Here is a 13639-nt window from a genome sequence, read left to right as displayed (position 1 = left end):
GTTTCAATCCAACCACTAGATGTGGGACTCGGCCCTAAATTCGCCCACGACACGCGTGTCGCACACGTCATGGCATGTGCCGCATGGGCATACCCATCCCGGACACGCAGGGATAGCGTGGGCGGCGCACGGAAGGGGGGCCGGTTCCCGGTTCACCGGGCGCCTGATGGCAGACTGGGCAGTGGCCCACATCGGCTGGCGCGATCGTCGCCCCCGGCGGTGAAGAGTACAGCAATGGGGCCTTTTGTCCGCCAGGTGCGGCGCGAGCCATACACCCAGACACATGATCACGTCAGGCAACCCGCAGTTTTTCACTCGAACGTGTGTTTGGCGCAACCTTTCGAAAGCAACTACCGTTGTCCAGCAGGGAGACCATCGAGAGGGGCCGACGTGACCACCACCGCAGACAGTGCCACCATCACTGCCCAGGACCGCTCCCAGGGCCGACTCGAGCCGGTGCATGCGATGAACGAAGCCGCGAATCATGAGGGGCCCAAGCGCTCCCTGCCTGGGCGACCTCCAGGCATCCGGGCGGACAGCTCGGGACTCACCGACCGGCAGCGCCGAGTGATCGAGGTCATCAGGGACTCCGTGCAGCGGCGCGGCTACCCGCCGTCGATGCGGGAGATCGGACAGGCTGTCGGCCTCTCCAGCACCTCCTCCGTCGCACATCAGCTGATGGCGCTGGAGCGCAAGGGCTTCCTGCGCCGTGACCCGCACCGCCCGCGGGCGTATGAGGTCCGCGGCTCCGACCAGTCGTCGGTGCAGCCCACGGACACGGCGGGCAAGCCGGCCGCGTCGTATGTGCCGCTCGTCGGCCGTATCGCCGCCGGTGGCCCGATCCTCGCCGAGGAGTCGGTCGAGGACGTCTTCCCTCTCCCGCGCCAGCTGGTCGGTGACGGCGAACTGTTCGTTCTGAAGGTCGTCGGTGACTCGATGATCGAGGCCGCCATCTGTGACGGGGACTGGGTGACGGTCCGCCGCCAGCCGGTCGCCGAGAACGGCGACATCGTGGCCGCGATGCTGGAAGGCGAAGCCACGGTGAAGCGCTTCAAGCGCGAGGACGGGCATGTGTGGCTGCTGCCGCACAACTCCGCGTACCAGCCGATCCCCGGCGACGAGGCAACCATCCTCGGCAAGGTCGTGGCAGTACTGCGGCGGGTGTAACACCCGCGTCGGGCGGGCCGCACCGCCCCGCCCCTGACCGGGCCCCGGGACCAACTGCGCCGGTTCCGGGGCCCTGTGCGTTTTTCTGGCCGAGGGCCTTGGCGGGGGCGGTTCAGTCCCGGAGGGGACGGTTGGTTCAGTCCCGGGCGGGGCGTTCGGTGCCCAGGCAGGTGGCCTGGGAGCGCAGGGTCCTGCCCGTGCTCGGTGGGCTGTGAGCTGTGGTTCGTTCCCCGTTTCCCTCCCCCGGCGGAGTGGACCTGCGGTGCACTGCCGGCCTGGGTGTCTGCGTGATGTGCGCGCTTGCTTGCGAGGCCCGCGGTTCGCTCCCCCCGGACGGGGAACGTGCGATGTGCTCCCCAGGCGGCGACTCCGGCGCACAATCTCAGCCCTACGGGGGCGCACGGTTTCACCTCTCCGCCGACGGCCGCCTGCATACGCTTCGCTTCCCGGCCAGCAGGCCGAGGCTGCAGGTTGGCCTGCTCGCGGCGCGACTTTCGTGCAGCGGGGGGGTGGGCCGGTGGACCTGCTCTCGGGGACGTCTGTGCGGTGGAGCAGTGGGCTGCTCGCGGGGACGTCCGAGCGGTGGAGCAGTGGGCTGCTCGCGGGGACGTCGAGCGGTGGGCCGGGTGGACCTGCTCTCGGGAACGTCCGAGCGGTGGAGCAGTGGGCTGCTCTCGGGAACGTCCGTTGTGGCGGTCCGTCTCGCTCCGCGCACCTCGTGGGCGGCGGGCCGACCCGTGGCGTCGGCGAGCTCATCACCGCTGCCGCCGCCCGAGGCGCTACGCGGTTTCCGCCTTCCGGGCCGTCTCGTCGATCGCGGCGAGTGATCTGCGGACCTGGTTGCGATCCGTCGTGTACCAGAAGTCGGGGAGGGACGCCTTCAGGTAGCTGCCGTAGCGGGCCGTGGCCAGGCGCTGGTCCAGTACGGCGACGACTCCCCGGTCACCGGACGCTCGTACGAGACGGCCTGCGCCCTGGGCCATCAGGAGCGCGGCGTGGGTGGCGGCCACGGCCATGAAGCCATTGCCGCCGTTGTCCTCTACCGCCTTCTGGCGGGCGCTCATCAGCGGATCATCGGGGCGTGGGAAGGGAATCTTGTCCATGACGACCAGCTGACAGCTGGGACCCGGGACATCCACGCCCTGCCAGAGCGAGAGCGTGCCGAAGAGGCAGGTCTTCGAGTCGGCGGCGAAGTTCTTGATCAGCTCGCCGAGTGTCTCCTCGCCCTGCAGCAGGATGGGGTACTCGGGGATACGCGTCCGTAGCTCCTCGGCCGCGAGCTGGGCGGCCCGCATCGAGGAGAACAGACCGAGCGTACGACCGCCGGCGGCCCGGATCAGCTCCGTCAGCTCGTCCAGCATGTCTGTGCGGTCGCCGTCCCGCGCGGGGCGCGACAGGTGCTTGGCGACATAGAGGATGCCCTGCTTGGGATAGTCGAAGGGCGAGCCGACATCGACGCCCTTCCACTGCGGAAGATCCTCGCCCTCGGTCCCCTCCGGTGCCAGCCCCAGTGAGGCTCCCACTCCGTTGAAGTCGCCGCCGAGCTTCAGCGTCGCGGAGGTCAGGACGACGGAGCGGTCGGCGAAGAGCTTCTCCCTGAGCAGCCCCGACACGTTCATGGGAGCGACACGCAGCGACGCACCGAAGCGGTCGTGGCGCTCGTACCAGACGACGTCCCATTCGGAGCCGTTGGTGATGCGCTCCGCCACGTCGTGCACGCTCTCCACGGCGGCCAGGGCCTGCTTACGCACCGCGTCCTCGTCCTGGACGGACTTGTCGCGGGTGGAGCCGATCGCCGAGATCACCGTGCGGGCGGCGTCGCGCAGCGCCATCAGCGCGTACCCGAGGTCCTCCGGGATCTCCTCCAGGCGTCCCGGCAACGCCAGCTCCATGACTCGCTCGAACCCTTCGGCTGCGGTCTGGAGCTGGTCGGCGGCCTTCTCGTTGACGAGCTTCGCGGCTCGGCGGACGGCTCGGTTGACCTGTCCGGGACTGAGCTCGCCGGTCGCGACGCCGGTGACTCGGGAGACCAGCTCATGGGCCTCGTCGACGATCAGCACCTCGTGCTGTGGGAGGACCGGCGCGCCCTCGATGGCGTCGATCGCGAGCAGCGCGTGGTTGGTGACCACGACCTCGGCGAGCTTGGCGCGCTCCCGTGCCATCTCCGCGAAGCACTCGGCTCCGTAGGCGCACTTGGTGGCGCCCAGGCACTCCCGGGACGACACGGACACCTGCGCCCAGGCGCGATCGGACACACCGGGGGTGAGGGCGTCGCGGTCGCCGGTTTCGGTCTCGTCCGACCAGTCCCGCAGCCGCAGCAGGTCCTGGCCCAGCTTGCTGGTGGGTGCGGCCGCCTCGAACTGGTCGAAGAGGCCCTCTTCCTCGTCCTGCGGCACGCCCTCGTGCAGGCGGTGCAGGCACAAATAGTTCGACCGGCCCTTGAGCATCGCGAACTCGGGGCGGCGGCGCAGCAACGGGTGCAGCGCGTCGACGGTGCGCGGCAGGTCCCGCTCCACGAGCTGCCGCTGGAGCGCCAGCGTGGCGGTCGCCACGACCACCCGCTCTCCGTGCGCCAGCGCGGGGACCAGATAGCCGAGCGACTTGCCGGTGCCGGTGCCCGCCTGGACCAGCAGGTGGGAGCTGTCGTCGATGGCGCCCGCGACGGCTTCGGCCATGGTCACCTGGCCAGGGCGCTCCGTGCCGCCGACGGCAGTGACGGCAGCATGCAGGAGTTCGGGGAGTGAGGGCTGTGTCATAGCGTTGCCAGCCTACGGGGCCCCACTGACAATCGGGCGATCAAGGCGGGGCCGAGGGACGTGATCAAGACGGGTGCGGGCGGCGTGATCAAGGCTGGTGAAGGGGGTTCGGGACGGTGCCGTGAACGGCGGCGTGCGGGCGCTCGGGGCGGTCACGGTAGCCGTCGAGGTGTAGTCGGTTGCGGTTCAGGCACAGGCGCTCGATACGGGGGGTGAGCAGGTCGAACATCTCGTAACGCTCCTTGAGCTCGGGAAAGCGCGTCTGGTAGCGGATGATCTCCGCTCGTACGAGGGACCAGAACTCGTCCTCCGGGACGCCCAGTTGCTCTTCGCAGAGCGGTGCCAGATAGCGGAACACTCCTACGAAGAGCCCGGAATGGATGAACTGGATCAGGAACGCGGGTGGCTCCGTGAGCAGCACCCGCCGTACGTCGTCCGGCATGGAGGCGTGCTCGGGGAGGGGATCCGCGCTCACGTTGACGTCGTCCACGAAGTCCTTCATCGCGATCCGGATCGGTACGTCATGGTCGTCGAAGACAACGATCGTGTTCTCTCCGTGTGGGCTGAACACAGTGCCGTACCGATAGAGGCAGTGCAGCAGCGGCGGCAGCAGGGCGGCGAAGAGCCGGCGCAACCAGACGTCAGAGGCCACCCCTGAGCGGTCCACCAGCTGCGCTGTGAAGGCACGCCCCTGCGGGTCGGTGTGCAGAAGGGCGGCCAGGGTGCGGGCACGTTCACCGGCGGCCAGATGGCGGGACACCGGCTCGCGCCAGATCGCTCCCAGCAGCTCCTTGTACTGATAGGGCACTTCGGGGAGGCCGTCGTACACGGGATGTCCGACGGTCACCGAGGCGACCTCACCGAGCAGGATCACCCCGCAGGTGTCGCGCAGAAACGGATCGGCGTCGCGCAGGCCGTGGATCCAGGCGGTGACTGCGGGCGCCGCCAGTGTCCGTTCCGTGGGCAGGCCGCGCCACACCAGGGTGTTGAGGACGGACAGCGGGAGTTTCACGGTGTGCCGGTCGGGGCGCGAGACGTTGAGGAACGTACGGATCGACTGCTGGGGCAGGCGCAGATCACCGTCCGAGTGCAGCGGCACGATCACGTCCTCGGCGACGTGGCCTGCGAAGAGGGGCAGCACGACGTCGTCCCACTGCCAGGGGTGCACAGGCAGATAGAGGTACGACTCCGGTGCGAGCCCGCGCGCGCGGAGCACCGCGTCGAAGGACCCCCTTGTTGCGGGGGTGATTTCGCGCGCGTAGAGGTCTTCCGCGGTGTCGAGCCCCGTTACGCCTCTGTAGGTGGCGAGCGTGGTGTGCACCGCGATCCAAGGAAGGGCCGTCGCGCGTCGGGCCTCCGGCGCCCAGCCTGCGGCGTCTCGCGCGGAGAGGCCGAGGCGGCCCTTGTTCAGCACGATCCAGGGGTGCCCGGTCTGGTGGCCTTCCAGTTCCGCGTATCCCAGATCGGCCAGCTCGGCCGCGGCGAGGGCGTCGTCGGCAAGGCGCACGTCCGCGGCGAGCGTGGTGCTCAGCTCGCGAATGGCATGGCCGAGCGTCGCTCCGTCGAGTCCCAGCGTGCCGCGGGCCCGGGTGAGGAAGCCGACCGGGTCGGTGAAGGGCCGAGGCTCCGCCCCGCCCTCCGTGAGGCGGAGCGATTCGGGTTCCACACGCCAACTGTCGTACGCGGTGCGGCGAGCGCGGAACGACAGCATTCCGCCGGCGTCGAGGCGGAGGGCGTACGGGGTGCTGCGGCCGCCGGTGGAGATCGGTTGCCCTGTCCGGTTCGGGACGGGGGCAGGGGGCGGGACTGGGTCCGGGGACGAGGCAGGGGACGAGGCAGGGGATGGGACTGGGTCCGGGGACGAGGCCGGGGATGGGGCCGGGGATGGGACCGGGTTCGGGACCGAGGCCGGGGAGAGGACCGCGTTCGAGCCCGAGGCCGGGGAGGGGACGGGGTCCGAGGACGAGGCCGCGTGCTCCGGTTCGATGATCCCCTCGTACGCGAACTCGGCGATCATCTTGGCGAGCAGGCGGCGGCCGGCCTGCTCCCAGAGGTCTTTGCGCAGTTCAGGGGGGTCGTACAAGGCGGGGGTCTCTGCGGAGGCCGGGGCGGCGGACCAATTCAGCACGGGAACTCCTCGACGGGGAACTGGATCGGGACGAGTGGAGTTACCAAGAGTGACGGCGCTACAACAGATCGCGCAGGGCCCGGTCTCGGACCATGAGGGCTGCCCGCTTGTCGGGCAGATCGACCTCGGCGGAGAACCGGAAGCCGGCGCTCAGGAAAGCGGAGACGGAGGGGGTGTTGCGAAGGTCGGGTTCGGCGACGACGCGAGCGCAGGAGGGGCGCTTGTCCAGTACGTGGTCGGCGACAGCTCTGAGGAGGGCCGAGCCGAGCCCTCGCCCACGGTTGGCGACACCGCCGATGAGGAGGTGGACACCGGTGTCGTGCGGTCGGGCGGGGTAGTGGCGGGCCAGGAGGTCGAGATCCGCGCGGTAGATCTCCCAGTAGCTCATCGGGGTGCCGTCCAGCACTCCGAGGCAGGGGACACTTCGTCCGTCGCCGTCGAGCTGCAGGCGCAGATGCTCCTCTGCCACGGACTCGGGTCCCGCCAGTTCCCAGAACGCCGCGACGGCAGGGTCGTTCATCCAACGGGTGATCAGTGGGAGGTCCCGCTCGAGACACACGGGGACGAGGTGGAAGACGCCCACGGGCGTGGCGGTCGACCCCCAGCTGCCGACACGGTCCAGCAGATCGTCACCGGCTGACGCGACGGGCGCGACTGGTGCGGCGACCTCCGCCATGCCCCGGTACTCCCCCGTGGCCTCTCCGGGAGCATCGCCTCGCGCCTCACCCGCGGCTTTCCCCGTGCTCCCGCGCTGAGCCTCGGCCTCCCCGGCGAAGAGTGCGATGAAGTCGTCGGGGAGACGCAGGTCAAGGGTGTCCTCGCTGTCCGTGCTCGCAACCGCGGCCGGGCGGGGGCCGGTGTCGGGGCCGAGTTCGGCGGCGGGGGCGATTGCGGCGTCGGCGCTCGCATCGGTGGGAGGCACGGCGACGCTCCTCTCAGGAGACGGGGTGGGTCATGTTCCTCAGGAATGGAGGGGGTTGGAGATGGTGACGTAGACGGATTGGGTGTCGACGGGGCCGACGAGTTCGTCGAGGCCGTGCAGCCGGGTCAGCAGGTTGGCCTTGCAGCGCAGGACGGGTGAGTCGAGCAGATGGGCGGGCAAGGGCGTACGCAGCCAGTCCGGGCCGGTGGCCACGTCGGCGAGGAAGCGGCGGAAGGCGGCGAGCAACAGCTGTTCGTCGGCGAGTCGTTGGGAGCCGAACGCGCCGACGAGACCGAGCACGTTGTTGATGGCGAGGTAGTAGGCGAAGCGTTCGTCGGTGACGTCGTCGGAGACGAAGGTGTCGCTGTGTGCGCCGATCCCGGGCAGCCGGGCGTCGAGTTCCGCGCGCCGTGACTCGCGGAAGTAGTAACCCTGGTTGTCGCGGTAGCGGGCGCCCTTGGGCCAGCCGTCGGGGTCCAGCAGAAGCAGGGTGTTCTGCTGGTGAGCCTCCAGAGCGATGCCCGCCTCGCTGTCCAGCCAGAGCACAGGGCGTACGACCTGCTCCAGATAGCGCAGGAACCACTCGGTGGCGACGGCGCCGCGCGGGCGGCCGGTGCGGCCGGCGAGACCCGTGACGATCTCGGTGAGCCGGGACCGCATCAGGGGTCGCCCGTGGGCAGGGTCCCCTGCTCCCGTTCGGGCGTGCGGCCGGGGCGAGACGAGTCCCGCGACGCAGCAAGCGTCGTCCGTCGGGCTGAACGGGTTGTGGCGGATCACCACGTCAAGCCCGGGCAGCGGGCTGCCGTCCGAGCCGTTGACGGCCAGCCAGGCCGGGTCGCGGACGATGTCGAAGCCCGGGTGGGCGGCCTGCCACTGCTTGAACAGGCCGCTTCGCAGCAGGCGGTGGACCTCCACGCCGCGGTGGAGTTCCTTACGGAGGTTCTCGCGACGGGAGTTGGTGATGCGCAGGCCCAGCGACAGCTTCAGCATCGCGGCGGCGCCGGAGCGGTAGACGGTACGGACCGAGGAGGTGGGCTGCCACGGGGAGCCTTGCGGACCGAGGTCCTGCAGCAGCCCGGAATCCAGCAGGGCCGCGGTCTCTGGACGGTGCCGGACCTCGCGCATCTGCCAGGGGTGCAGCGGCAGTGCGGCGGCGTAGCCGTCGGGCAGGGACAGTCCCGGGCCGGCCAGCCGCGCGGTCAGCTGCTCCGCGAAGACGGGGCGGCCGCGCTCCGTCCACGCCGAGTCGGCCGCCAGCGCCGAGGGGGCGACCGCCATCCAGTGCAGGGGGAAGGATCCGCGCAACTCCGGGGAGTAGACCTGAGCTTCCGCCTCGGAGAGTCCTTCGCGGCCCTTCGGTGTGGGGTGCAGCGGATGGCCGAGCAGAAGCGCTTGCTCAGCGGCGAGAAAGAGGTCGGGTTCGTCGGCTGGGCGTTGTCTGCGGTCACTGATGAACAGGGCGGTGCGCCGAACGGAGTCGGCGACGCGAGCGACGAGGTCGGCACCGTCACCGGTCGGGCTGTGCGGGGCGTGGGTGTCGGGGCCGGTTGCGACAGCCTCGGCTCCCGCTCGGGCCCCGCCCGCGGATGCGGCTGCCGGTTCGACGGCGGCCGCTGAGTCCGCTGGGTCAACGATGATCGCTGCCGATGTGCCTGTCGCCGCTTGGCGTGCGAACAGTGCCGCCACCGTGACCGCGTCCGCGGGCGGTGCCTCCTCGGGAGCGTCGGCGAGGTACGGGAGGCCGAAGCGGTGCCAGCCAGTGGCGGACCAGTAGTGGACCGGTGCGAGGAGTGTGGTGCCGCTGGCCGGTAGGGGGATGCGGAGGGTGCCGTCATCTGGGGCGGGCAGGTTGTTCTCCCGCACCCAGCAGCGCAGCAGGTTCTCGACCGCCGCGGCCTGGGCCGCGGTCTGGGAGTCGGGGTGCTCCAGCAGATCGGCGGTGGCGCCGCGCAGCCGTTCGAACTCGCGGGCCCTTTCCTTCTGCCGGGGGACCGATTCGGCCACTGGCAGGTGCGGGGTTCCTGTCCCACGGGCCGTTCGCTCGTGGTCGTGGGGACGTCCGTCGGGTGCGGGGGTGGCGTTCACGAGAGTTCCTAGGGGGTCGATCCGGTTCATGTGGTGATGAACCGGGCGGTACTGGCGCGTGTCGGGCCACCCGCGATTCGTTTCTCTGTGCGAGCAGGGCGGAGTTTCTGAGCGGTACTGGGCCTGACCTGCCGTCGGCCGCCGGGGTGAACAGCCGACCCCCGCCGGCCGACGACCGGCGCCCGACGGCCGGCCTCCGGTGTCCGGTGTCCGGTACGGAGCATGTCGACGCCCACGAGCGGTCCCCGGCACTAATGCGCCCGCCACCGCCCCAAGTCCCCACGCGCCACCGCCCCCACCGCGTCCGCGAGCCGGTCGAGGACCGCGGTCGTCTGTTCGTCGCTGATGGTCAGAGGGGGGAGGAGACGCACCACGCTCGAACGGCGGCCGCCGAGTTCCACGATCAGGCCTCGGCGGAGGCACTCTCGTTGGACGGCGGAGGCGAGTTCGGGAGCGGGAGCGGCGGGCCGGGGGCCGTCGGCGGCGGGATTCGGGGCCGCTTCGGGGTCCACGAGTTCGACGCCGATCATCAGTCCCCGGCCGCGCACGTCGCCGATACAGGGGAACTCCTCGGCGAGCTTGTGGAGTTGGGTCAGCATGCGGGCTCCCACGGTCCCGGCACGCTCGGCGAGACCGTTCTCGCGGACGTACGCGAGGGTCGCGGTGCCCGCGGCCATGGCGAGCTGGTTGCCGCGGAACGTGCCCGCGTGGGCGCCGGGCTGCCAGACGTCGAGGTCGTCGCGGTAGACGACGACGGCGAGGGGCAGGCTGCCGCCGATGGCCTTGGACAGGACCATCACGTCGGGTGTGATCCCGCTGTGTTCCACCGCCCAGAAGGTGCCGGTCCGGCCCACGCCGGTCTGGACCTCGTCGGCGATCAGCGGGATGGACCGTGCCGCGGTGATCTCGCGCATCCGGCGCATCCAGTCGTCGGGCGCGGGGATCACCCCGCCCTCGCCCTGCACGGGTTCGAGGATCATCCCGGCGGGGCGCGGTACGCCTGACTTGGTGTCGTCGAGGACGGACTCGGTCCAGCGCGCGGCGAGTTCGGCACCGCGCGCACCCCCGATGCCGAACGGGCAGCGGTAGTCCTGCGGATAGGGCAGGCGCGCGACGCGTACCTCGCTCGCGCCCCCGGATGCCTCGAGCGCCCCCGCGGTCATGCCGTGGTACGCACCGGTGAACGCGAGCATCCCGGTGCGCCCCGTCGCCGCGCGCACCAGTTTGAAGGCGGCCTCGACCGCGTCCGTTCCGGCCGGTCCGCAGAACTGAACCCGCGCCCGATCGGCGAACTCCGGCGGAAGCGTGCGGAACAGCTCCGTCGTGAAGGCGTCCTTCACCGGCGTGGCGAGGTCGAGGACGTGCAGCGGCGCCCCCGAGTCGAGGACCTTTCTGATCGCTTCGAGGACCACTGGATGGTTGTGACCGAGGGCCAAGGTCCCGGCGCCCGACAGGCAGTCGAGATAGCGGCGCCCGTCGGCACCCTCGATCGTCAGCCCGCGCGCCCGCACGGGGACGATCGGAAGGGCGCGCGCATAGGTGCGCGCCGCCGACTCGCGCGCCGACTGGCGCCGCAAGATCCCCTCGTGCGCCGCGCGCGCCGCCCCCTCAGACACTCCGGGAACAGCCTCCCGCGCCCCCTCGGACACCCCGGGCGCCCCCGTCGGTACCTCTGGCACCACCGCAGACTCGGTCACGGCCACGACTACCTGTCCTCCCGCTGTCCAAAGGCGAGTTGGCAGGGGGCTCTGAACGCAGATGGCAGGTCCCCCGTACGTACCAACGACGCCGCCCGCGTGGGGAAGCGGGTGAGTCGAAGATCCTTGCCGTGACGGAACCGTTGCCGTTCCGTCGGATGTCCCCCACAGCAACCGCATAGTCTGTGGTGCCGTTCGGCGATACCGAATGATCACCGAAGGCCGCTCCCGCACCGAGCGGCTGAGGCAGCGCACAGATCTCTGACGTCCAGGGGGAGTTACACCATGCGATCCATACGCCCGCCCTTCGCCGCTCGTCGAGGGAGGAGCGCGCGCCACGGAACCTCCCCCGTGCTGGCCGCCGTCGGCCTCACGGCCGCACTGGCGCTGACCGCCACCGCCTGCAACTCGGGCGACGACAAGGCGGTCGGCGCACCCACCGCGTCGGCGACCCGGAGCGGCGACGACAAGATCAAGATCCCGGACGACATCAAGAACAAGCTCAAGCAGCACGGGATCGACATCGACAAGTGGAAGAACGGCGCCTGGAAGAACTGGAACAAGGACGACTGGCTGCGCGAGGCCGACGACTTCGTCAACCCGATCATCAAGGGGCTGTGGGACCCGGACCGGATGCGCGGCGCCGACGACCCGGACAAGGACAAGGGCGTCGACGACAACGACCTCTCCGGTGACCAGGGCGTCACCGATCCGCAACCGGCTCCCGTGACCGCGCAGGCGGTGAAGACGGCGTACCACCGCAACGTCCCCGAGGCGGGCAAGGTGTTCTTCGACTCGCCCGAGGGCACCATGGTCTGCTCGGCGACGGTGGTCGAGGACCCGGCTCACCCCGGCAAGTCCAACCTCGTGTGGACCGCCGGCCACTGCGTGCACGCCGGCAAGAAGGGCGGCTGGTACCGCAACATCGCCTTCGTGCCCTCCTACAACGACTCCGGAAAGACGGCCGCCCAGCTACAGAAGGCCACACGGCAGGAGGTCGCTCCCTACGGCGTCTGGTGGAGCGACTGGGCGCAGACTTCCGACCAGTGGATCGAGCAGGGCGGTTCGACCGGCGGCCAGGGAGCCTCGTACGACTTCGCCGTGCTTCATGTGACGCCGGAGAAGGGCAGCGACGGCAAGTCGCTCGAGGAGACGGTCGGTTCAGCGCTTCCGGTGAACTTCAACGCCCCGGCCGTGCCGAAGGTGTCGAGCATCACGGCGACCGGCTACCCGGCGGCGGCACCGTTCGACGGTCAGAAGCTGTACCAGTGCACGGACAAGCCGGGACGGCTGTCGGTCACGAAGTCCGACCCGACGATGTATCGCATCGGGTGCACCATGACGGGTGGTTCGTCGGGCGGCGGCTGGGTGGCCACGGGGTCGGACGGCAAGCCCGCACTGGTGTCCAACACCTCGATCGGCCCGGTCAAGTTCGGCTGGCTGGCGGGCCCGCGCCTGGGCACTGTGGCCAAGGGTGTGTACGCCTCGGTGAGCGAGAAGTTCGCCGGGCAGTGACGCGAAGGGCATAACAGGGTTCGGACAGACGGCGGTGGGCCTGCTCACAGGAACCTTCACCGGCCCACCGCCGTTCGTCCCCAACTGCGCGGGCATAGTGGGGTGTCGCGTCCGGCGGTTCCCCCGGGGAGCCGCCGCGCATCTGACAAGGACATGCCAGAACAGTTCCAACGGGGGTCACAGCACCATGCGTTCCTCTCACCGGCGAAGGCGCCTGCTCACCGCCACCGGCCTAGCCGCGGCTCTGGCGCTCACCGCCACCGCCTGCAACTCCGGTGACGACAAGGCGAGCGGAGGTTCCTCCACCGCCTCCGCGTCCCAGAGCGGCGACGACAAGATCAAGATTCCGGACGACATCAAGAACAAGCTCAAAGAGCACGGCATCGATGTCGACCAGTGGAAGAACGGCGCCTGGAAGAACTGGGACAAGGACAAATGGCTCAGTGAGGCCAAGGACTTCGTCAACCCGGTGATCGAAGGGCTGTGGAAGCCCGAGCGGATGAAGTCCGCCAAGGACCCCGACAAGACGATCTCGGCGAAGGACGCGGCGGCCGACCAGGGCGTCAGCGACCCGGACCCCGCGCCGGTCGAGGCCACGGCCGAGAAGACCCCGTACCACCGGTACGCCGCCCCGGTCGGCAAGGTCTTCTTCGACTCCCCCGAGGGCTCGATGGTCTGCTCCGGCACGGTCATCAAGGACGTCAACCACCCGGGCAAGTCCAACCTCGTGTGGACCGCGGGCCACTGCGTGCACGCCGGCGGCAGCGGCGGCTGGTACCGCAATATCGCCTTCGTGCCCTCCTACAACGACCAGGGCAAGTCCGAGGCCGAGTTGGGCAACGCCACGGCGTCGGAGATCGCGCCGTACGGCCAGTGGTGGGCGGACTGGGCCTCGACGTCCAACGAGTGGATCTCCAGTGGCGACGAAACGGGGGGCGCGGGTGCCCCGTACGACTACGCCGTGCTGCATGTGAAGCCGGAGCAGGGCACCAAGTCCCTCGAGGAGACGGTCGGCAACGCGCTGGACGTGGACTTCTCCGCGCCGCCCGCCCAGAACGTCAGCGCCATGGGCGCCTGGGGCTACCCGGCCGCCCCGCCGTACAACGGCCTGAACATGTTCAAGTGCGTCGACCAGCCCGGCCGTCTCTCGCTGGATCCTGCCCTGCCGACGATGTACCGCATCGGGTGCACCATGACGGGCGGTTCCTCCGGCGGCGGCTGGTTCCGCGTCGTCGACGGCCGGACGAAGCTCGTCTCGAACACCTCGATCGGCCCGTCCGACAACACCTGGCTGGCGGGACCGCAGCTTGGAGCGGGCGCCAAGGCGCTCTACGAGAACATGAGCGAGGAGTACGGCGGTCGGTAGGCG

General features: G+C 70.1%; 8 protein-coding genes. 3 read left to right on the top strand and 5 right to left on the bottom strand.

The annotated features are described in order from the left end of the window. Nucleotides 1-390 precede the first annotated feature (390 nt). Nucleotides 391-1167 carry a transcriptional repressor LexA gene (lexA, locus tag AB0D27_RS09555; protein WP_362504506.1) on the top strand — a complete coding sequence of 259 codons (777 nt, stop codon included), beginning with the start codon at nt 391-393 and terminating at the stop codon, nt 1165-1167. 779 nt (nt 1168-1946) lie between these two features. Here lexA and AB0D27_RS09550 read toward each other — a convergent pair. The 5 genes from AB0D27_RS09550 to AB0D27_RS09530 form a co-directional block, all read right to left on the bottom strand. After that, nucleotides 1947-3923: an ATP-dependent DNA helicase gene (locus tag AB0D27_RS09550; RefSeq protein WP_362504503.1), complete on the bottom strand. Its 1977-nt coding sequence runs from the start codon at nt 3921-3923 to the stop codon at nt 1947-1949. 88 nt (nt 3924-4011) lie between these two features. Next, nucleotides 4012-6051, bottom strand: coding sequence for an IucA/IucC family protein (locus AB0D27_RS09545; protein WP_362504500.1), 2040 nt, complete (start codon nt 6049-6051; stop codon nt 4012-4014). Nucleotides 6052-6109: 58 nt separating this feature from the next. Then, nucleotides 6110-6973 carry a GNAT family N-acetyltransferase gene (locus AB0D27_RS09540; RefSeq protein WP_362504497.1) on the bottom strand — a complete coding sequence of 288 codons (864 nt, stop codon included), beginning with the start codon at nt 6971-6973 and terminating at the stop codon, nt 6110-6112. Between the two features lie 39 nt (nt 6974-7012). After that, entirely contained in the window at nt 7013-9088 is a 2076-nt protein-coding gene (locus AB0D27_RS09535; protein WP_362504494.1) for an IucA/IucC family protein, read from the bottom strand. A 221-nt stretch (nt 9089-9309) separates the two neighbouring features. Continuing rightward, nucleotides 9310-10707: a diaminobutyrate--2-oxoglutarate transaminase family protein gene (locus tag AB0D27_RS09530; protein WP_362504696.1), complete on the bottom strand. Its 1398-nt coding sequence runs from the start codon at nt 10705-10707 to the stop codon at nt 9310-9312. Between the two features lie 333 nt (nt 10708-11040). Here AB0D27_RS09530 and AB0D27_RS09525 point away from each other — a divergent pair, with 333 nt between their 5' ends. Next, entirely contained in the window at nt 11041-12270 is a 1230-nt protein-coding gene (locus AB0D27_RS09525; RefSeq protein WP_362504491.1) for a hypothetical protein, read from the top strand. A gap of 187 nt (nt 12271-12457) precedes the next feature. Next, a complete protein-coding gene (locus AB0D27_RS09520) occupies nt 12458-13636 on the top strand; it encodes a hypothetical protein (RefSeq protein ID WP_362504488.1) in 1179 nt (392 codons plus the stop codon). Nucleotides 13637-13639: the final 3 nt, after the last annotated feature.

Source organism: Streptomyces sp. NPDC048415 (assembly GCF_040651675.1).
Classification (GTDB): domain Bacteria; phylum Actinomycetota; class Actinomycetes; order Streptomycetales; family Streptomycetaceae; genus Streptomyces.
The sequence above is the reverse complement of the archived record's forward strand: the minus strand, read 5'-3'. Positions and strand labels throughout refer to the sequence as shown.